General features: G+C 30.6%; 19 protein-coding genes and 6 tRNA genes. All 25 read right to left on the bottom strand.

All coding sequences use genetic code 11. The features are described from left to right. Positions 1-133: 133 nt before the first annotated feature. Positions 134-2,545 carry a stage II sporulation protein E gene (gene spoIIE / locus CLCHR_RS05055; RefSeq protein ID WP_079438599.1) on the bottom strand — a complete coding sequence of 804 codons (2,412 nt, stop codon included), beginning with the start codon at positions 2,543-2,545 and terminating at the stop codon, positions 134-136. Positions 2,546-3,098: 553 nt separating this feature from the next. Continuing rightward, positions 3,099-3,187, bottom strand: a tRNA-Leu gene (locus CLCHR_RS05050). A 77-nt stretch (positions 3,188-3,264) separates the two neighbouring features. Continuing rightward, positions 3,265-3,340, bottom strand: a tRNA-Met gene (locus CLCHR_RS05045). 21 nt (positions 3,341-3,361) lie between these two features. Continuing rightward, positions 3,362-3,450, bottom strand: a tRNA-Leu gene (locus CLCHR_RS05040). 6 nt (positions 3,451-3,456) lie between these two features. Beyond that, positions 3,457-3,533: transfer RNA gene (locus tag CLCHR_RS05035), tRNA-Met, on the bottom strand. 7 nt (positions 3,534-3,540) lie between these two features. Continuing rightward, positions 3,541-3,616: transfer RNA gene (locus CLCHR_RS05030), tRNA-Met, on the bottom strand. A gap of 21 nt (positions 3,617-3,637) precedes the next feature. Next, positions 3,638-3,726, bottom strand: a tRNA-Leu gene (locus CLCHR_RS05025). Positions 3,727-3,997: 271 nt separating this feature from the next. Beyond that, positions 3,998-4,408, bottom strand: a complete 411-nt coding sequence (locus CLCHR_RS05020) for a S1 domain-containing RNA-binding protein (protein ID WP_079438598.1) — start codon at positions 4,406-4,408, stop codon at positions 3,998-4,000. A 156-nt stretch (positions 4,409-4,564) separates the two neighbouring features. After that, a complete protein-coding gene (locus CLCHR_RS05015; protein ID WP_079438597.1) occupies positions 4,565-4,852 on the bottom strand; it encodes an FtsB family cell division protein in 288 nt (95 codons plus the stop codon). Between the two features lie 76 nt (positions 4,853-4,928). After that, complete coding sequence (gene yabQ, locus CLCHR_RS05010; RefSeq protein WP_079438596.1) at positions 4,929-5,321, bottom strand: spore cortex biosynthesis protein YabQ; 393 nt, start codon at positions 5,319-5,321, stop codon at positions 4,929-4,931. Between the two features lie 9 nt (positions 5,322-5,330). Next, on the bottom strand, positions 5,331-5,624 hold the full coding sequence (yabP, locus tag CLCHR_RS05005; RefSeq protein WP_079438595.1) for a sporulation protein YabP: 294 nt from the start codon (positions 5,622-5,624) through the stop codon (positions 5,331-5,333). A gap of 120 nt (positions 5,625-5,744) precedes the next feature. Beyond that, positions 5,745-6,005, bottom strand: coding sequence for an RNA-binding S4 domain-containing protein (locus tag CLCHR_RS05000; protein WP_079438594.1), 261 nt, complete (start codon positions 6,003-6,005; stop codon positions 5,745-5,747). Positions 6,006-6,075: 70 nt separating this feature from the next. Continuing rightward, positions 6,076-6,351: an HU family DNA-binding protein gene (locus CLCHR_RS04995; protein ID WP_008422747.1), complete on the bottom strand. Its 276-nt coding sequence runs from the start codon at positions 6,349-6,351 to the stop codon at positions 6,076-6,078. 220 nt (positions 6,352-6,571) lie between these two features. Continuing rightward, positions 6,572-8,023 (bottom strand): bifunctional methyltransferase/pyrophosphohydrolase YabN, encoded by a 1,452-nt coding sequence (yabN, locus tag CLCHR_RS04990; RefSeq protein WP_079438593.1) that lies wholly within the window; start codon positions 8,021-8,023, stop codon positions 6,572-6,574. A 15-nt stretch (positions 8,024-8,038) separates the two neighbouring features. Then, positions 8,039-9,574: a putative polysaccharide biosynthesis protein gene (locus CLCHR_RS04985; protein ID WP_079438592.1), complete on the bottom strand. Its 1,536-nt coding sequence runs from the start codon at positions 9,572-9,574 to the stop codon at positions 8,039-8,041. 96 nt (positions 9,575-9,670) lie between these two features. Beyond that, the gene (gene spoVT, locus CLCHR_RS04980) at positions 9,671-10,219 is read right to left on the bottom strand and encodes a stage V sporulation protein T (protein WP_079438591.1); all 549 of its coding nucleotides are present in this window, start codon (positions 10,217-10,219) and stop codon (positions 9,671-9,673) included. Positions 10,220-10,498: 279 nt separating this feature from the next. Next, positions 10,499-11,533, bottom strand: coding sequence for a peptidylprolyl isomerase (locus CLCHR_RS04975; RefSeq protein WP_079438612.1), 1,035 nt, complete (start codon positions 11,531-11,533; stop codon positions 10,499-10,501). Between the two features lie 198 nt (positions 11,534-11,731). Then, the gene (gene mfd, locus CLCHR_RS04970) at positions 11,732-15,235 is read right to left on the bottom strand and encodes a transcription-repair coupling factor (protein WP_079438590.1); all 3,504 of its coding nucleotides are present in this window, start codon (positions 15,233-15,235) and stop codon (positions 11,732-11,734) included. 14 nt (positions 15,236-15,249) lie between these two features. Further along, complete coding sequence (pth, locus tag CLCHR_RS04965) at positions 15,250-15,825, bottom strand: aminoacyl-tRNA hydrolase (protein ID WP_079438589.1); 576 nt, start codon at positions 15,823-15,825, stop codon at positions 15,250-15,252. Between the two features lies 1 nt (position 15,826). Continuing rightward, complete coding sequence (locus tag CLCHR_RS04960) at positions 15,827-17,263, bottom strand: sensor histidine kinase (protein ID WP_079438588.1); 1,437 nt, start codon at positions 17,261-17,263, stop codon at positions 15,827-15,829. Next, on the bottom strand, positions 17,264-17,950 hold the full coding sequence (locus CLCHR_RS04955; protein ID WP_079438611.1) for a response regulator transcription factor: 687 nt from the start codon (positions 17,948-17,950) through the stop codon (positions 17,264-17,266). It lies immediately after the preceding gene. Positions 17,951-18,260: 310 nt separating this feature from the next. Next, positions 18,261-19,226 (bottom strand): ribose-phosphate diphosphokinase, encoded by a 966-nt coding sequence (locus tag CLCHR_RS04950; RefSeq protein WP_079438587.1) that lies wholly within the window; start codon positions 19,224-19,226, stop codon positions 18,261-18,263. 48 nt (positions 19,227-19,274) lie between these two features. Next, positions 19,275-20,645, bottom strand: coding sequence for a bifunctional UDP-N-acetylglucosamine diphosphorylase/glucosamine-1-phosphate N-acetyltransferase GlmU (gene glmU / locus CLCHR_RS04945; protein ID WP_079438586.1), 1,371 nt, complete (start codon positions 20,643-20,645; stop codon positions 19,275-19,277). A 334-nt stretch (positions 20,646-20,979) separates the two neighbouring features. Further along, the gene (gene spoVG / locus CLCHR_RS04940) at positions 20,980-21,258 is read right to left on the bottom strand and encodes a septation regulator SpoVG (protein WP_079438585.1); all 279 of its coding nucleotides are present in this window, start codon (positions 21,256-21,258) and stop codon (positions 20,980-20,982) included. A gap of 258 nt (positions 21,259-21,516) precedes the next feature. Then, positions 21,517-22,332 carry a pur operon repressor gene (gene purR / locus CLCHR_RS04935; protein ID WP_079438584.1) on the bottom strand — a complete coding sequence of 272 codons (816 nt, stop codon included), beginning with the start codon at positions 22,330-22,332 and terminating at the stop codon, positions 21,517-21,519. Positions 22,333-22,364: the final 32 nt, after the last annotated feature.

Here is a 22,364-nt window from a genome sequence, read left to right as displayed (position 1 = left end):
ATATATTGCATATGTAAATATTAACTCAAGTAAAATTATTAATAGCTGTCTCAAAACTATTTTACATATAGCTTCGAAACAGCTATTAATAATATTTAAGTATCTGAGAGAATAATTAACTAGTCACACCTCCTCAGCTATCTAAATAAACTTTTGAAACCACTACTGTCATATCATCTTTAATAATCCCTTTACTCAACTTCATTGCTTGTTTTAGTATTTTTTCAGAAAGCTCCCTAGGATCTGCATTAATATTCTTTAAAAATTCTTCTATCCAATTAGACCTTCCAGAATTTAATTTATCAATATCTAAAACTCCGTCACTTACATTTACTAAAATATCCCCAGGCCTTAATGTTTCTTTAATGATTTCTACATCAACTTCATCTACAAGCCCAAATGGCAAGTTTTTTGAATTGATTGTTTTCACCTCACGTCCCCTCTTTATGAAGCTAGGTGCTGCGCCAATCTTAACAAACACTGTTTCACCATCATATAAATTGACTTTATTCAAATCCAATGTAGAATATTTCTCACCTTCTGCAAATCTCATCCCCACAATAGAGTTGACTGTATTTACAGTTATATCCTCATTAAATCCTGCTTCCATAAGTTTTTCCACTAAATCAACAGTTGATTTACTTTCTTCCCTCGCTTCAGGACCTGATCCCATTCCATCACTTAATATAGTCATATAATTTCCATTTGTAGTTTTTCCAAAACTATAACTATCTCCTATTTGAGTTTCCCCTTCTTTAGGCTCTATAGCACCATATGAAACCATAGAGTACTTCGGTTTTTCCTCTATAACAATTGTACACTCGTTCGTCTTAGTATTAATATTACATCCATTATCCCCTACATATAACTTTATTCTTATTGCACTACCTAGTAAAGAAAGAATATCCTTCTCACAATAATTACTTTTTTCATAATTATTTATACTCAATCTAATTTTGACTCTACCATTTTTATCCACATAGCAAAAAACATCATTATAATGAATCATGTTCTTATTTAATACGCGCTTTACGATTCTCTCCAAATCAGAATCAATACTAACTTCTCTTTTAAAATCACTTAGAAGATTATCCAATGTACACGATATATTTGATATATGTGCTGATACTATATTCTTCCCCTCCGCCAATCTCTCCTTTATAGCTTCATTTATATTATAATTACTTACTATAGCCTCTGTGTTCCTTAGCAAAGTAAAATTCTTAACACATTTCTTTTGCAAGTCCACCGGTATAGCTAAATTTCCTTTCTCATAATTTTGTATTAACTGTTGAAAAGAATTAAATGTTTGATGAAAACCTTTCTCCCAGCACAAAGATTTATTTTCACAATTTAAGCAACTTCTATCAGCTAAATTTTCTACCAAGGCACTTCCTTTTGATTTAATTAGCAGTTTTTCATTTTCACTATCATTTCTTAAGCATTTTGAAACTACAAGTAATACATTGGTCAGTTCTTTTAATTTAAAAGTGAATTCCTCCTTTATAGCATCCAATTGAATTTCTCCTAACGATGCTTTCTTCTTGTACGGATTTATCTCAACTTCAATACTTTTATACACAGGTTTGGGAATACATAAAAATAGAATAGAACTACTTAAAACCTCAATCCCTAATTTCAATGTTACTGCATTCGAATATAGAGCTAATGCAGTATAAATTATTACACCTGAGAGTATTGAAAATATTTTCCCTGTATCCTTGAATACTCCGACTATAAGACCGCCAACTCCAAAAAAGGCTACACTATACATCATATCATTAGATGCCACACCTATCATTATTCCCATTGCAACTCCAATCATCGCTCCATATGCGGCACCACCTACATATGCAATCGCTAAGACTAATGTTAATGCGCATATATTCCTCACTGAATAATCCATGAAATTAATATTTCCTATTCCAGCAATTATTAAACACATAAATATTCCTATACTAACTAACTCCTCAGAAGAAAAAAAATAATTAGTATTAACTTCCTCTAAAGAATTTAAAGCATATTTTATGACATAATATATAGGAACAACAATTAATGTCTGTATCAAACATAAAGTTATGTTCACTCCCAATTCATATTTATTTATGAAAAGTCCATAAAAGAAGAAACTTCCAAATATTATTACGAAGCTTGCCAATTCTTTTTGCCTTCTTTTAATTGGCGATATAAAAATATAATACATTGTTATCAAAATTACAGATACCAAATAAATATACCCATCAGTTAGCAAATCATTAATCGTTAAGTAACCTATAGCAATTCCTATTGCTGCAACTAAACTCTTCTTTTTATTTTCTCTTGTAATAATGGCTATTAAATATGCTATACCTATGGGTGCAATCCCCCGGCTATCAGATTGATTTAATAACAAATTTACTCTTCCAAGTAAGATACCTATAACTAAAATGATCCCTAATTTCGCTACAGATGCTCTTAACCAAACTTTTCTTTTTATCTTGGTCATCTCGTTTATTTCTTCGTATTTATTCATACCTAATCCATATTGCACATTAGCTCGCCTCATTTCCAAATAATGTAATATGATTATAGCATCTCTATTTTGAGATAAATGTCATAAGCTGTTTCTACAATTAAATTTTCGTAGGACAACTTCATCTAAAATTCTCTAAGATTTAATGATTTGGTGTATTATTCTATCTATCATAAAGTTCGTTAAGTTTCTTTTAAATCAATGTTAAATCAATATATTGAGCCAGCTATGGCACTTTTAATCTAATAATTAATTTGTCGTTAATATTATTTTATTAGAAATTTATAACTAATTATTTTTTCATAAAATTATATAGATGTGAATAGCACCCTATTTTTATCACTTTTTTAGGTTTTATATATTACAAATTGTTTTTAAAACTAATAAAGGGCGTAGCGCAAATAATTTATCCAACTACTTACATTACACCCTTATATATGGCTACTAAAAATGAATTATCCTAATATGTATCGCATCAGCTATTACTGATACTTTAATACCAACTCTTTAATACCGATTAGAAATCTATTATTTACTTATTATTCTTTAATGCAAAAAGACTTAAGCTACAATTAGCTTAAGTCTTTGGTGCCGAAGACCGGAATCGAACCGGTACGGTGTTTAACTACCGCAGGATTTTAAGTCCTGTGCGTCTGCCAGTTCCGCCACTTCGGCATATTATACGCATTCTCTTTAATTTAAAAGAATTTACGCAATCTCTTTTTTTATTAGAGATTCATATTAATTATTTATGGTTGCGGGGGCAGGACTTGAACCTACGACCTTCGGGTTATGAGCCCGACGAGCTACCAACTGCTCCACCCCGCGATATTATTTTTATCATATATATGGTGCCGAAGACCGGAATCGAACCGGTACGGTGTTTAACTACCGCAGGATTTTAAGTCCTGTGCGTCTGCCAGTTCCGCCACTTCGGCACATATTGGTAGCGGAAATAGGACTTGAACCTACGACACCTCGGGTATGAACCGAGTGCTCTAGCCAGCTGAGCTATTCCGCCATATCAATGGTTGCGGGGGCAGGACTTGAACCTACGACCTTCGGGTTATGAGCCCGACGAGCTACCAACTGCTCCACCCCGCGATATTATTTTTATCATACATATGGTGCCGAAGACCGGAATCGAACCGGTACGGTGTTTAACTACCGCAGGATTTTAAGTCCTGTGCGTCTGCCAGTTCCGCCACTTCGGCATGTTGTACTTAACTAAGTCTCAACAACAAAGCTAATTATAGTATATAACTCTCATGCTGTCAACAAAAAAATCAATATAAATTTTAAAACTTAAATTTTAAATAATTATGTAACGCTCCAACTCCCACTATCAGTAGTCTGTAGTGAAATTTATAGTGTAGAATAAACCGTAAAAGAATACCTAAAACTTCTAGCCAATCTATTCTACACTTAAAAACTTTCAACTAATAAAATTTTATATTTATATGTTCATCACAGCTTTAAAAAGGTCTAATATCCTTTTTTTCCACCCTTACCTTTAAATTCTTGATGTTTTTTTACATCTTGCATTCTCTCTTCGCTATCTTTTAAGAACTTAGACATAATATCTTCAAAATTACCTGAATTAGTTGTCTTTTTCTTATCAGATGACTTCCAATCAATTTCTACAGGTTTAACTGATTTTTTTTGAACATTTGCTTGTTTTATAGAAAGACTAATTTTTCCGTTATCATCTATTGAGATAACTTTTACTTTCACCTTATCCTGCTCGCTAAGATGCTCTCTAATATCTTTTACGTAAGAATCTGCGACTTCTGAAATATGAACTAATCCAGTTTTGCCTTCAACTTCAATAAAAGCTCCAAAATTTGTAATGTTTATCACTGTGCCCTCTACTATGTTTCCTGCCATTAAGGTCATGTTTAAAAGACTCCTCCTTAAATTTTAAAAATATATAAATTTATAAGAACAAATTCTAATTTATAAAATATGTTCTTTAATTTTAAATACAAATTTAATTATTATTTAATTTTATTATATTAACAGAGTTTTATAGGCTTTTCTATATTATGAAAATTATTTAGAATTTGGGTTTATCTCATTATTAACAACTTTTTCACCTGGTTTAATCATTCCAAGTCTTTCTCTTGCTAATTTTTCCAGATAATCTGACGAATCTGAATTAATCTTTTCAACCTCATCTTGAAGCCTCTGATTTTTTTGCTTAACTTCATCTAATTGGGATTGCTTACTATCAATTTCCTTCTGAATTCTATTCACTGTTATACTTTGTTTAATATAACTAAATACAAAGAAGATAATAAATCCAGCAATTATTATTCTTTTTATTAATTTTTTTTTCATCTATAGAACCTCTATTTTGCAAATTCTCCTAAGTCTATTGTAAACACTATAATACTATTATTCAAGTAATTTTTTCTTATTTACGTCTATCTGTAATTTTATATATAATTATTTTTAATGGATATAATGTATTTTTTAATATAATTCGAATAAATCTGTAAAATGATTTTCCTATTATTATCTCGCCCGTATAAAAATACTTACTGAAAAATCTAAAATACAATAAAATAGCAATGGTTATAAAAATATATACATAGGGAGTCAAAAACGCATAATTAGTATATAGCAGAAAGGTAAACACAATTAGAGCAATAAGTATACAAAATAATAGATCTTCTATTATTGTCAATATTTTCATGGAATTTAATCCTCTTATTGCTCTATATATATCGAATAATACGCCTGTTATAACCCCTCCTATTAGACTGTATATAACAAGATTGATTTGCATATTTAATCCTAACGGCATACTATATTCCTACTTAAATAATTTACTTATTATACTTTCATTATTTTTTTTGGTCACCTTACCATTATAAACTATAGACGCAATACTCCCAGCTATTATAACATCACCATTCTGCACATCTAACTTATTCATTTTTAATTCTTCTCCCTTAATAGTTAAGTTACCTAGACAGGTAGTTAAATCTATCTTTTGTTCATCAAAACTTATAACTTCTATAACTCCACTTAAAGTTAGTTTTTTTCTATTTTCTAAAGCTAAACTTGATTTATTATCTTCTATTTTATTTTCCACTCTTTTCTCCATCAAAGATTCCTCCATTCACTTTTCTTATACAATATATGTTTATATATTGTAATTTAGAATCCAGAATCCTTTATAGCTATGTCTATATATCAAAAAAGAGTAAGAAAACTCTATAAGTCTCTACTCTTTATCCTCTTCCCCTTCAACAATAACATACATAGCCTTTGCATCTTCTTTTCTCACATGTTCTGCTATGTTAACAATTTCTGCTTTTAGTATTCTATTTGCAAAGGTTATTTGAATTATATCTCCTTCCTTTATTTTTGTGGAAGGTTTTGCAACTTTATCATTAATTAATATACGGCCACTCTCGCATATTTCTTTTGCTACTGTTCTTCTCTTTATGATACGAGATACTTTTAAATATTTATCTAATCTCATAATTTTCTCCTTTATCAAAAGAACCCGAGAAAACTCGGGTTCATATTTACTCTGTCTAACATGTATTTTATTACTTGTTAACTTTATCTTTGAATTCTTTACCAGCCTTAAATACTGGAACAGTTGTTGCAGGAATATTAATAACTTCCTTAGTTCTTGGATTTCTTCCTTCTCTAGCTGCTCTTTCTCTTGTTTCAAAAGTTCCAAATCCAACTAGTTGAACTTTTTCTCCTTTTTCTAGAGCTTCCTCAACACTTTCAATTAAAGCTTTTAATGCTAATTCTGCATCTTTTTTTGTTAACTTACTTTTTTCTGCCATACTAGTAATTAATTCTGCTTTATTCACAATAACATCCTCCTTAAAATCCAGTTATATATTTTTAACTGTTTTCTTTTATGTACTAAATTGCACTTCTTTATTATATAACCTCTTCAGCTACCCGTCTATAGAAAAACGCTTTCTTTTCCTATATATAACTAAATAATCCAATAAATCGTTACAACATAGTTCTTTATAAAATAATTATTCTGCACAAACTAGAAAATTCCTTTATTTAAATCATGCATTAATCTAATTCTTTTGAAATCTCCCAGAGTTTATCCATTTCCTCTAACTTCATATTCGTTAATTCAACATTTTCTTCCTTTGCAACTTTTTCAATATACTCAAATCTCTTTATGAACTTGTCTATAGTGTAGTTTAATGCTATTTCTTGGTCTACCTTTAAAAATCTTGCAACATTTACACATGAAAATAATAAATCTCCAACTTCTTCTTTTATTTTCTCCACATTTTTTGTATTATATACATCAATTACCTCTGTAAGTTCTTCTTTTACCTTATTTATTGCAAAATTAATATGCTCAAAATCAAATCCAACTTTTTTTGCTTTTTCTTGAACCTTATGTGCTCTTAATAGAGCAGGTAATCCTTTTGTTATTCCTCTCATTTCTTCGCTAATACTTCTATAGCCCTTCTCGTTCCTTTTTAGGTCATCCCATTTTTCTAATACTTCTTCAGAAGAATTTAACTGGCTTGAATCTTTGAACACATGTGGATGTCTGTTTATCATTTTACTACAAATACCCTCTATTATATCACTTATATCAAAAAAACCATCTTCTTTACCTATGGATGCATGAAAAACAACTTGCAGAAGTACATCTCCCAGTTCCTCAATTAATGAGTCATCATCTTCTTGTTCTATTGCATCTATAACTTCATAACTTTCTTCTATTAATGCTTTTTCAAGAGATTTATGAGTCTGTTCTCTGTCCCACGGACAACCAGCTTCACTTCTTAGAATTTCTATTATCTCTAAAAGATCAGTAAAATCTTTTTTATTTTTAGTATCCTTAGGTATATATATAGATGTTAAATAGTCAATATCTTCCTGCATATCTAACTCAAATATAGGTATCCTTCGTATACTCTCTTGCCCCTCTATTCCTGCAGCTCTTACATAATAAATTTCAGTTTCATCGTTATAATTATCAAGTAACTTTAATTTGACTTCTGACGCTATCAATTGATTATAAACTTGTGTAACTATTGTACCGATTCTCTTATCTAACACTTGATTTCCTATATCAAAAGAGTCTATAACTTTCAGTCCTTCTATAGGATCAATCCTAAGACTTTCTATCATAGCATCAATAAAACTTACCGCTGGCACTATCTTATATTCTATGTCGCTCTTTTTACATAGATCTATAAGATTGAACACTGATTTTTCAGCAACTAATGGATGACCCGGTACTGCATATATTAAATCTCCTAAATCTTCATGTTTTTTAATTAAGTCATTAGCTATATTTGAGTATACCTGATCAAAGTTTTCTATGCTCTCATAGACATTGTCATAAGTATCAAATATAACTTTTTTTTCCTTCAAATATTCTACAGTCGGATGCTTTTCTGTTCTAAGAAATATATTTTTATTATTCTCAAGTTCATATATTGTTCCTATCGTTAGTGCATTCTTATCCCCTGGCCCTAATCCAATTATTTTAATCATCAGGTTTCTCTCCTTTTATCTTCGTTTAAGTCTACTTTTTATTTCTTCCATATCAAATACCTTAAATACGATTATTAATGTAATATATACTATAATACCCAAAAGTATAGATGTTAGGCAAGATAATCCATTACTTATTGTATTCTTATATATAATATTATAACTAAATAATACAAATAACATCATAATGGTTGATGCATATGCTGGTTTAATTAATATTTCATATAGGTTAAGTCCTATCTTTAAGGTAAACTTTAAAGTTATTATGTTTAAGATACTGACTACTACATACGCACTAAAACTTGCAATTACAGCTCCATATATATTAAAAGCCTCCATTGAGACCAAAGTCCATGTTAATATAACTTTTATTACACATCCTATTAGCAAGTTAACAATAGGTTTTATATAATTCCCTGTTCCCTGCAATATTGCTGTTGTTGTCTGAGTAATTATAATAAAAGGGATCGTCAATGATAAATACTTTAATATTTCTATTCCTTCAAACTTACCAGGGAAAATAAGCTTCATTACTGGTCCTGCCAAAAAAAATAGTCCAAATGTGCACGGAATTGCAATTACTGCTGCCATTTTCATAGATGCATCTATTTTGTTTTTTAATTCTCTTTGTTTTTTAAGAATAAAGTTTTCAGCTATAATTGGTATTAATGATGTGCAGATTGCTATGGAAAGAGTCAGTGGAATATTTATAATAACAGAAGCCTTTCCTGTTAGCTGTGCATAAAGTACAGTTGCCTGTGTGTTTGTAAATCCTGCTTGTAGTAATTTTTGCGGAACTAAAATGGAATCAATTAAATTCATAATACTACTAACAGTTGTACCTAATGAAATTGGAATTGCAATCCTTAAAATTGTGCTTAATATTTCAGGATTACTCTTTATTTTTTTCACTTTGTAACTTTTTCTTATCTTCTTATAGCTCGCATATAAATATGAACCACCCATGACTGCACCCGCCGTCGCTCCAAAGGCCGCGCCACCTGCTGAATACTCAATCCCCCGTGGTAATAGAAATACAGCTAATCCTACTCCAAAAATAACTCTTCCAACCTGTTCTAGTATTTGCGATATAGCTGACGGGGTCATATTTTGTAGACCTTGAAAAAAGCCCCTAAATATAGTTACAAAAGATATTACAATCGGTGCAAAGGATATTCCTATTAATGAATAATATGCTTTTGGATCCCATTTTAAAAATGTTATTATTGGTCTTGCAAAGAAGAACAATACCAATGTAGTGCCTGTCCCTATAATGGCCATTAAAATAGCGGATTCCTTCATTACTTCAAAGCTTCCACTTATATCATTTGTTGCATTTTTTTCTGATATCATCTTTGAAATTGCAACAGGAACTCCTGAAGCCATGGCTATAAAAAACATATATAACGGATATGACATTTGATAATATCCTATTCCTTCATCTCCAATTAACATTATTAGTGGCCATCTAAAAAATAACCCTAAGAATCTAGTTAATATTCCTGCAATTCCAAGAATGATACTCCCTTTTATTAGGGATTGTTTATTCATAAAACACCTCCAAACTTACACGTTACTAATAATTATTATTGTAAGTTTAGAGGTATTATTCCTTTTATTTTTCATACCGTAACTAAATTATCAATATTATTGCTCCATTTGCTTTCCTAAAAATGCTGCTGCTGTTTCAACTAACTTTGTTTCAACTTCTCCAAGCTCTACATCCTCTTTTGATAAGATAATTACAGCACCAATTTCATCACCTTCTGCTATAATTGGCGATATAACTTGACTAGTGTATATTGCTTCATCATCATCATTATGTAATGGTATTACTGAATTATTAGCTTTATTTAATAGTACAGTTTTTCTTCCATCCATTATTTTTTCTAGTTCACTGCTTACTTTTCTTTCTATGTAGTCTTTTTTAGGTGCTCCACTTATTGAAACAAATGCATCTTTATCAGCTATTAATACAACGTGACCTATAACTTGTTGCAAGCTTTCACAATATTCCTTTGAGAAATTAGTAAGTTCTTCAATTGGAGAATATTTTTTTAATATTACACCACCATCTCTATCTGTGAAAATTTCTAGTGGATCTCCTTCTCTTATTCTTAATGTTCTCCTTATTTCCTTAGGTATTACTACTCTTCCTAGATCATCAATTCTTCTAACAATTCCTGTTGCCTTCATTGGTTATATAACCTCCTTTGAAACTCTATTAATTGGTTGCAATATTATTATTTGAATTTCTAGAAATTTTATACACTTATAGACAAATTTTATATAAATAATTTTTCTCATGTAATTTAATTAAAAAGTGCCGAATACAGTTATGTTTTATATTTAAAATATACCTTATCATTAAAAAATTATTTATGAACAAAAAAGCCGTTACAGAATAATACTAAACTATTCTGTAACGGTCCTTTCATTTAATAATATTAAATTATTAATATCACTATTTTTTAATTAAAGCTTATCTTCATAAGTTTTAACTTTTAAATCTGTTTTCCACTCTTCTAACTTAGAGTTAAATGCATCGCCTTGCTTTTGTTGTAATAATGATGATTTTATTTGATCTTTAACCTGATCTAAAGGCGTAACCTGAGAGGTTTTCAATCCAGTGGCTTTTATTATATGGTACCCATATTGACTCTTTACTGGAGCAGAGATCTCATTCTCTTTCAAGTTCTTATATCCCTCTACAAATTCCGGAACTAATTGTGTTGAATTATATGGTTGAAATCCTAAAGTACCGCCTTGATCTTTACTTCCCGGATCTACTGAATTTTCTTTAGCCAATGTTGCAAAATCAGATCCAGCATCTAATTTAGCTTTTAAATCATTTGCCTTTTTTAACGATGCATCAAAGTCTATTGATCCATCACCAGCTTTTTCGGCAATTAAAATATGTGATACAGTTGCACCAGCTCCTTGTGTATATTTAGCATCCTTATTCTCATTATAATATGTTTGAACATCTTCATCTGTAACTGTTATATCTTTTACTATATCATCTTGAACAGCTTTCATTATAACTTCATTCTTTATAAGATCCTTAAGCTGATCTTCTGTCAATCCATTTTGCTCTAAAACACTTTCAAATTGTCCTTCTTCAGGAAATTGAGCTTTAGATTGGTTAATTTGATCATCAACTTGTTTGTTTATCTCATCATCCGATGGCTTTAAATTTAACTCATTAGCCTTTTGTAAAAGTATCTTTTGAGTTACTAGGCTATCTAGTTGCTGTTTTTTCATTTTTTGTAATTGTTCTTTGGCTTGTGCATTATTCTCGTAATCTTCTCCATATTGTTGCTTAAATTGAGCTGTATACTTCTCCATTTCTTTATCTAAATCACCTTTTGTTACTTTTTCGTTACCAACAGTTGCAAGAACTGTATTCTTTATCGCCTCTGGTGTCTTCTCAATCATCTTGCATCCCATAGCTGTCACTGCAATTGTCGATACAGCTATTACTGCAATAATCTTTTTTAATTTCTTCAAAATTTTCCCCTCGCTTATCCTAGATTTTAACTTTAAAAAATAACCTGCCATAAATATCATGACTCTTCAAGTCGGACAATGTTATTTTTCAATATATCTTCCTGTAAAAAGTCATAATATTAGTATATCAATATTATTTTTATTATTCAAATTTTTTACACTATTTTATTCGTACTTCTCTTTTATACCATATGTTTGTTACAGTATTATGTCATTAAAGACTTCTTTTAGAAATTCTAGTTTATTTTCCTTCTTTATATACTTTAGTTTAAATGCAAAATAAGGGTTTGATCCAAATTTTAATACAACACTACTTTTATACTCATCCATTAAAGTTTTGAATATGTTCTTATATTCACTTTCACCCTGTGCAAATTTAAATATCATTTCTTTTGGTGTTTCCTTTATCTCCTCTATGAAAATAGATTTTGCTTGGCTTTTTATATATGCAATATCCATTAGATTATATACTGGTTCTGGAATTTTGGAGTACCTATCTTCTAACTCCTCCTTTATATCATTGTAATCATCCAAGCCTTCGATTGCTGCTATCTTCTTATAAACTTCAATCTTTTGGATTTCATCCTCGATATAATTCTCTGATATAAATGCATCTACTTTTATATCCAAAGTTGTTTCTATAGGCTCTTTTTGAATTTCTCCCTTAAGCAGCTTAACAGTATCTTCAAGCATCCTACAGTATAAATCATATCCTATTGATGCCATATGCCCATGCTGAGAAGAACCCATCATATTTCCTGCGCCCCTGATTTCTAAATCTCTCATGGCAATTTTAAATCCGGACCCTAACTCAGTAAAATCTTTTAATGCCTTCAACCTCTTTTCAGCCACTTCGGTTAGAACCTTATCTTTAGTATATAAAAGGTATGCATATGCAATTCTATTAGATCTTCCTACCCTACCTCTTAATTGATATAATTGAGAAAGCCCCATTTTATCTGAATCATAAATTATTATTGTATTTACATTTTGAATATCCATCCCTGTTTCTATTATCGTTGTACAAACTAATACGTTATATTCTTGTGACATGAAATCGAACATTTCCTTTTCAAGTTGTCTTTCTGCCATTTGCCCATGAGCTACTCCAACTTTGCTTTCAGGTACTAACGTCTGCACGTACTTTGCCATTCTATCTATATCTTCCACTCTATTATAGACAAAATAAACCTGACCACCTCTACCAATTTCCCTAAGGATAGCGTCTCTTATAAGCTGGTCATTTTGCTCTACCACATATGTTTGGACAGGGTATCTCTCCTCTGGAGGCGTTTCAATAACTGAAATATCTCTAACTCCACTTAAAGACATATGGAGCGTTCTAGGTATTGGAGTGGCACTTAAAGTTAAAACATCGACATTCTTCTTTATCCCTTTAATTTGTTCTTTTTGCTTTACTCCAAATCTTTGCTCTTCATCTACAATTAGTAATCCCAGATCTTTGAATTGGATATCCTTAGATACCAACCTATGAGTACCAATCAGTATATCTAAATTTCCCTCTTTTACTTTTTGTAGGATTTCTTTCTGCTGCTTTCCGGTCCTAAATCTACTTACCATATCTATCTTTATAGGAAAATCCGAAAATCTGTTTTTTATATTTTTGTAGTGCTGCTCTGCCAATATAGTAGTTGGAACTAGTATTGCAACTTGTTTTCCATCCATAACAGCCTTAAATGCGGCTCTAAGCGCAACCTCTGTTTTTCCATATCCTACATCTCCGCACAAAAGTCTATCCATGGGCTTATCTATTTCCATATCATGCTTTATTTCTTCTAACGATGTCAATTGGTCTGGAGTTTCTTCAAAAGGAAATTCATCCTCAAATTGTTTTTGCCACTCTGTGTCCTTAGGAAACTTGTGTCCTTTTACAGTGCTTCTCATAGCATATAATTTTACTAAATCTTCTGCTATTTCATTAATCGATTTCCTAGCCTTTGCCTTTGCTTTTTGCCATTCTGCACTTCCAAGCTTATTAACTTTAGGAGACTTGCCCTCACTTCCAACATACTTCTGGATTAAATCAAGCTGATCCACAGGAACATATAATTTATCTCCTTTATCATATACGATATCAAGATAATCCCTTTTATGCCCTCCAACATCAATTTGCTTAATACCCTTATATACTCCAATACCATGATTAGCATGAACTACATAATCTCCTGGTTTTAATTCAGCAAAGCTCTTTATCTTAGAAATCCCTTTTCGCTTTGACTTATTATTGGCTCTTAATTTTCTCTTTGCTTCACCAAATACTTCTCTATCTGATATTACGCAAATTTTATACTCTGGATATTCAAATCCTTTTAGTTGATTACCAAAAGTTATTACAACTTCACCAAATTCAATTTTTTCAACAGAGTCTCTATAGACACTTTCTATTCCTCTATCTCTTAAGGTTCCTACTAAACGTTCTCCCCTGGCTCTTGTTCCAGATAGTATTAACGTCTTGTATCCTGCCTTCTTTTTACTTAGTATTTCATCAATTAATAGATCTAATTGCCCTTGGTAGCTATTAAGTGTTACTTGTGCAATATCCACTACTGAGACTGGGCTTAGCCAATCTGTCACTTTATTTAAAGATTCAAAAAAAGCAATTCTTTCCTCTTCAAATAACTCTAATATTTCTTCTTTGTTAAGTAATAGATTTCCTTGCCCCGGAAATATATCTCCTCTTTCTGAAAAAGCTGTAAAATTTTCTTCAAATTCTAAATAGGTAGACTCTAATTTTCCTTTACACCTTTGCACATTATCTACAATAAAGAAATAATCCTTAAAATAATCAAATAAACTTTCTGGTTCATTTACAAAATAAGGCAGGTAGCTATCTATAGTTTCAAACGATGATGTTTCCTCTAAAACTTCTAAATTCTTATTTAATATTTTTCTTAATTTTTCTACTCTTTCACTTCCCTTGTCATTAGAAGCTATTTTATCAAATTCTTCTTTGAGCTTGTCACGTCCAAGTTTTAACGTTTCTTCAGATACAATAATTTCTTTGGCCGGAAAAATATCTATCTTTTTTACTTTTTCAATACTTCGCTGGGATTCTGCATTAAACGTCCTAATAGATTCTATTTCATCACCAAAAAGTTCAACCCTATATGGATAAGTTGAACCTGTCGGAAATACATCTAATATCCCTCCCCTTAGAGAAAATTGTCCTTTACCTTCTACCATTTCTACTCTTTCATAACCAGATTGAATCATCTTTCTTGATATTTCGGTAAAATTAACTTCAGCGCCTTCTTTTAATTTCATGCTATACTCCAAAAATGATTTATGTGGAGTATATTTAGATGCAAAGGCCTCTATTGAGGTTACTATTATTTTCTTTTTCTTATTTAATATTTCGTTTATTACCTTTAATCTTGCCCATCTTAAATCACCAGAAATAGCATCAATGTTATAAAAAACCATTTCTCTAACTGGAAAATAGTAAACTTCATTTGTATAAAATATCAAATCTTCATAAAGATTTTTCGCTTCCATGTCGCTTTGAGTAATAATAACCATAGATCTATCGGTGTTTTCGAACATTCCGCTTATGATATACCCTCTACCTGATTCAGATGCACCGTATATACCAATAGGATATTTCTTATTATTAATACCTTGAATTATACTTTGAAATTCTCTGCTACTTTCCAAGGGCTCTAATAACCCTTTTAATCTCATCCCATGCACCTTCCTTAAACTGTTGTATTTGCTTTGAATCCATTAAATTGATTCATAGCCACCTTAGTGTTGTTCTTTATTATTTCAACACTTGCCTTTGTTGAAATCTCAATACTTTGGTTCAAAATAACCATTTCCTCTTTTGTAAACTTACCTAATACATGTTTAACTAGGTCACCATTAGGTTGTCCTACGCCTACTTTTATCCTAGGAAAAACATCACTACCAAGGTGCGCTATGATGCTCTTAATACCATTATGCCCACCCGCACTACCTTTTTCTCTTATTCTTAATGTTCCTACTTCTAAACTAATATCATCATATATAACTAAGACTTCATTGCTATCAAGATTATAAAAATCCACTACTTCTCTTATGCTTTCTCCGCTTAAATTCATATACGTAGTAGGCTTTAGGAGCATAACCTTTTTTCCTTCAATAAAGCCTTCTCCACATATACCTTTAAATTTTTGCCTATTTATTTCAATATTATACTCTTTAGCAATACTATCAATAACGTTGAAACCAATATTATGTCGTGTATCTTCATACTCCCTCCCCGGATTTCCAAGGCCTACTATTAAAAACATTCTATTCCTTCCTCCTTTGATACTTATCTTTTTTATTCTTATACTTTGTAAGCGAGAATGTAAATGTAACACCTATATCAGGATCATTTTTAACCCATACTTCTTCACCTTGCTGCATAAGTATCATCCTAACTATAGGTAATCCAAGCCCAGTGCTTACTTTATTTGTTCTAGATTTGTCTGATTTGTAAAATCTAGTCCATATATTTCTTATCTCTTCTTCTGTGATCTTAGGTCCATTATTATATATTGCTATAAAAACTTTATTACCTTTATAGTATGTGCTTATTTTTACAAATCCATTATTTCCACAATACTTAACAGCATTATCCAGTAAATTAGTTAAGACCTGCATGGTTTTATCTTCATCGGCTTTAACATAGCAATTATCATTTTGCAAATCTATTTTTAACTTTATACCTTTTTCTTTTATATTTTGTTCATTGTTTAATACACAAAGTCTAATTAATTCATTTATGTTAATTTTTTTTATATCGAATTTTAACTTTCCCGATTCAATGGCTGATAAATCTAACAAATCATTAATCAATCGCGTTAATCTGTGTATCTCACTATAAACTATATCTAAATAATATCCCTCTTTATCTTTTGGAATCACCCCATCAATTATCCCTGCAATGAATCCTTTTATAGATGTAATAGGTGATCTTAACTCATGAGAAACATTAGAAATAAAATCTCTTCTATTATTTTCAACCTTTTCTAAAGATTCAGCCATTATATTAAAAGAATTAGCTAATTCACCAATTTCATCTTGTGACTCTACATAAACTCTTTTATTAACTTCTCCATTAGCAAATCTTTTGGCAGCATTATTTATTTCAGCTAAAGGGTTAATCAATATTTTTTTAGAAACCAAAGATAAAACTACTGAAGCAAAAACCATAGCACACAATGCTGATATCCATATGATTAAATAAATTCTATGCAGCTGCTTGCTTATTATTGATAATGGAGCTGTCATTGCTACATACCCTTGAAACTCGTCCTGTTCTATTATTGGGTATATATAAGTATAACGATCACTAATATATTCTAATGGGGCTCCACTAACCAAATCTCTCATGTTTTTATCTGAAATATTTGGTTTCTCCTCACCATTTGCCCTGCTTTCAATTTTAGAATCTAAATATATACGACCTGATTTATCTGTAATGATTATATCTGCATTGGCTCCAACACTGGACATATTTACTATTCCCTGAAGTTTATCTAATTCGATTTGATTCTGTTGAATATTATATATCTTAACTGCCTTCGATATATACTCTCCATCTTGCGCAAACTGTGTTCTTTTTTCTGCAAAGTAGGTAATTCTAAACCACATAGATAATATCCATGCTAAAGAAACCAATACAATGGTCAATATTATTATAAATGTCATTATTAATTTTTGAAGCAGACTTCCACATTTCATTTAGTTCACCTCAAATTTATATCCAACACCCCATACAGTTTGTATTTCCCACTGCTCTCCACCACTTAATTTCTCTCTTAATCTCTTAATATGCACATCTACTGTTCTAGAATCCCCTGGATAGTCATATCCCCAAACTTCACAAAGTAGTTGTTCTCTTGTAAAAACCTTATTTTTATTATTCGCTAAGTAATATAATAATTCAAATTCTTTTGGTGGCATTTTTATTTCTTCTCCGTTATACATTACTTTATATGAAGTTGAATCTATTGATAAATCGCTTAATTTTATTATTTCATTCTTTATATGTTCTGAAGAATATCTTCTTAATACTGCTTTAACCCTTGCTAATAACTCTTTAGGCTCAAAAGGTTTTACAATATAATCATCAGCACCAATTTCTAATGCTAAGACCTTATCAAAGGTATCCCCTTTTGCTGTAATCATTATAACTGGCGTTTCCTTCTGTTTTCTTATCCACTTTAATACATCGATTCCATCTATGTAAGGTATCATAACATCAAGTAAAACAATATCTGGATTATAATCTAAATATAATTCTTGAGCATCTTTACCATTCAGAGCTATCTTTGTGCTATATCCAGAGCTCTTTAAGTACATATCGATTACTTCACTAATGTTTTCATCATCATCTACAATTAATACCTTGTTTGTAACTCCTTCCAATACTTTTCCTCCTTGCATTATATGCATATTATTCATATCCTAATATAGCATAATTTATTTACTTTTTATAGCAAACAAAGAAATATATAAGTATCTACTAAAGCTAATATTTTGATAATAATTAACCAAGTAATTACTAATTATATTTCAGTTAAATATATAATATGAATTCTTATATGTTTACTAATCTATACTGTTAAATTTACTTTACTTATAAAAAATAGAATATATATTTACTCTATAATATATAAGAATAAATATACATTCTGTTTTATTTTAATAATGTTCCTTAAATGTATCCATGCCTAAATTATTGGTGACATTCAAATAACTTACTTATCGGTTGATCATCATAAATTCTCTTTATTGCTTCTGCAAACAATGGAGCAACCGAAATTGATAGGATCTTACTATTATTTCTGTCTTCTTTTAGAGGAATTGTATTTAACATCACCAATTCTTCAATTGCCGATTCGTTTATCCTATCCATTGCTGGTCCTGATAATACTCCGTGGGTACAACATGCGTAAACATTCTTAGCCCCTAAGTCTTTAAGTGCATTTGCTGCGTTTGCTATAGTTCCTGCAGTATCAATCATATCATCAATTAATATACATCTTTTGCCTTCAATATCACCTATAATATTCATTATCTCTGAAACATTTGCTTTTGGTCTTCTCTTATCTATAATCGCAATCGGTGCATGCAGATTATCTGCAAACTTTCTTGCTCTAGTTACACTTCCTAAGTCTGGTGAAACTACCACAACATCTTTTTGATCTACTAATCCCATTGATATAAAATGTTGTGCAAGTATTGGTGCTCCAAGTAAATGATCAACTGGAATATTAAAGTATCCTTGAATCTGGGAAGCATGTAAATCCATAGTTAATACTCTGTTTGCTCCTGCCGCCGTTAGCAAATCTGCAACTAGCTTAGCAGTTATAGGATCCCTAGACTTCACCTTCCTATCCTGCCTTGCATATCCATAGTATGGAATAACCGCTGTTATTCTACCTGCAGATGCTCTCTTAAATGCATCTATCATAATTAATAATTCCATCAGATTATTATTAACAGGTGCAGACGTGGATTGCACTATAAATACATCGTTTCCTCTAACAGTTTCATTAATATCCACAGATATTTCTCCATCACTGAACGTTGAAACTTTAGACTTTCCTACCGGAACTCCTAGTATATCAGCTATATTTTGAGCAAGTTGTGGATGCGAATTCCCAGTAAATACTTTTATATTTCTCCCATGAGTTATCATAATCAAGAAGACCTCCTTAAAATTTTGGCTGATTCATTGCTGAAACTATTACTTTTTTAATCCTTTTTTCTCTACCCATCCCTTAATATTTCTTTGTTTAGCCCTTGCAACAGCAAGATCGCCTTCATTAACTTCCGATGTAATAGTAGAACCTGCTGCAATATACGTATTATCGTGAATTTTGACAGGTGATACAAGATTAGTATTACAGCCTATAAAGCTATGATCTCCAATGATAGTCTTATGCTTGTTTTTTCCATCGTAATTTACAACTACAGTTCCACATCCAAAATTACATTCTGAACCAACCTCTGCGTCTCCTATATAAGTTAGGTGAGATACTTTAGTTCCATCCCCTATTGTTGATTTCTTTATTTCTACAAAATCCCCAATTCTTGCATTCCTACCTATTGTAGATTCAGGTCTTATATACGCAAAAGGTCCAACTGTAGTATTGTCACCAACATTACTATCTAGTACAACTGATGATTGAATTTCTACTCCATTTCCAATAGTACTATCTGATATTCTGCAATTCTGATAAATTAAACAATTATCCCCTATCTCTGTATTACCCTCTATGATATTGTTAGGGTATATTATTGTATCTTTTCCTATTACAACATCAACTCCTATATATGTAGTTTTAGGATCGATTAACGTAACTCCATTTTCCATATGCTTAAGATTTATTCTATCTTTTAAAATCTCTTCTGCCTCTGCTAACTGAACTCTTGAATTCACTCCTATAGTCTCTTCATACTCAGTTACAACTGCTCCAACTTGATTTCCTTGGGATTTTAATATTTCTATTACATCTGTAAGGTAATATTCCCCTTGTTGGTTATTATTATTTATTTTTTCTAAAGCATTTACTAATAATTCAATGTTAAAACAGTAAATTGCAGTATTCATTTCATTAATTTTAAGTTCTTCTTCATTACAATCCTTGTGTTCAACTATTTTCAAAACTTGATTATTATCGTCACGTACAATTCTTCCATAGCCTGTTGGATCCTCTACTAGTGAAGTCAGGATAGTCGCAGCATTTTTATTTTCAATATGATCATTAAATAATTTCTCTATGGTTGATTGCTTTATTAAAGGAGTGTCACCTGCAAATATTGCGACTACTCCTTTTTTATCTCTTAAAAATTCATTAGCACACTTAACTGCATGCCCAGTACCTAGCTGCTCAGCTTGTAATGAATATACTACATTTTTATCTAATGTTCTCTCTTTTACAATTTCAGCACCTTTACCTACAATTACATCTATATCATCAATTCCTGAGTTTCTTATTGAGTCTATAACATGCTTTAACATTTCCTTGCCACATACTTTATGCAAAACTTTAGGTAAATCTGATTTTATTCTCTTACCTTGGCCTGCGGCTAAAACTAACGCACATTTATACATTATAATATCACACCTTTTTTTAAATTTAGCTATATGAAATAAATAACGAATCTAAGATGTCATAACCACTATTACAAAATATAAAAAATTTGTATTGCAATTAAATTAATCAAACACATCGATTTGCTATTTTTATTAATATGCCTTCTATTAATACGATTATTTCTTTAAATAATGTATTAAATATTCATATTAAATTAATTATATTTGAAAGCCATACTTATTTCAACTATTAACAATCTAATATTTGCCTATAAATATGTTTTACATAACAACTATAAATATATTATACAAAACAAAAGGAAGTTATAAAAACTTCCTTTTGTTCCTAAGTTTATTCCCCATCTACAATTTCTTCTGAAATAGCTTTTTCATAAGCTTCTAAAATTGCAGTTTGAATTTTTTCCCTTGCTTCTGTATTAATTGGGTGAGCTATATCCTTGAATTCTCCATCTGGTGTTTTTCTACTAGGCATAGCAATAAATAAACCCATTTGTCCTTCTATAACCTTGATATCGTGAATTACAAATTCATTATCAAATGTAACAGAAACTATTCCCTTCATTTTACCTTCTGATGCAATCTTTCTAATTCTAACGTCTGTTATTTGCATTTTACTCCACCCCTCCCAGTTGCTTTAAAAATATTTAATATTTATATATTTTCTCCACAAATTTCTAAATTCCTTTTTTATATTTGATAAATCCTTAAAAATTTATTTTTTTGTGGAAATTTACATAAAATAATACAATTAAGAGATTGTCCTGATTAAATTTAAAATGCTCCCTTGAAATATAAGTTTTAAAGACAACACGGTATAGCTCATATAAAAAAATCTTAGTACATATTACAGACGTGAACATTAGCGTTTTTAAGAAAATATTTTCGAAGGTTGTATTCCTATGATTGCAGACTTATCTACTGCTTTCAATTCTACTATAGAAACATATTCGTCAATTAATTTTTTTTCAATTTGTTTATTATCTACTAGTACTCCAATTCCGACTAATTCGCTATCAAATTCCTTTAATAAATCCTTAATTCCAATAGCAGTACCTCCACCTTTCATAAAATCATCAATAAATATACATTTACTAGAAGGCTTCATTGATTTTTTTGATAATGACATTTGTTGAAGTCTACCATTACTTCCAGATACATAATTTATTGTAACTGTTGGACCTTCTGTCACCTGGCTATCTCTTCTAGCAATAACTAACTGTACGCCTAAGTTTCTTGCAACTTCATAAGCTAAAGGAATCCCTTTAGTCTCAACAGTTATTACATAATTAACTTCTTTTCCTTGAAAACAAGATGAAAGCATAACCCCAGCTTTACTTATTATTTTCGGATTATACATTAAATCTGTCATGTATATTATATTTCCCGGAATAACTCTTCCATCGTCACTTAATTGTCTGCATATTTCTAGTGCAAAATCCTTCTTTTCCTCTTCGCCACTTTGTGGAATGTATTTTATTCCTCCGGCTACACCAGCGATTGTTTCAACTCTACCCATTTTAAGCTTTTCTAAAACTTCACGAACAACAACTATATCTTCACTTATAGTAGATTTTGCTGCATTTAATAATTCTGAAAACCTATTTAATCCTAGTATTTTATTAGGACTCTCTAATAAAATTTTGGTTATGGCAACTACCCTCTTATTTCTCGTAAACTTTTCCATATTAATTCTCCTACACGAATTTTTTTATATTA

The sequence above is a fragment of the Clostridium chromiireducens genome (genome assembly GCF_002029255.1).
Lineage (GTDB): Bacteria > Bacillota > Clostridia > Clostridiales > Clostridiaceae > Clostridium > Clostridium chromiireducens.
The sequence above is the reverse complement of the archived record's forward strand: the minus strand, read 5'-3'. Positions and strand labels throughout refer to the sequence as shown.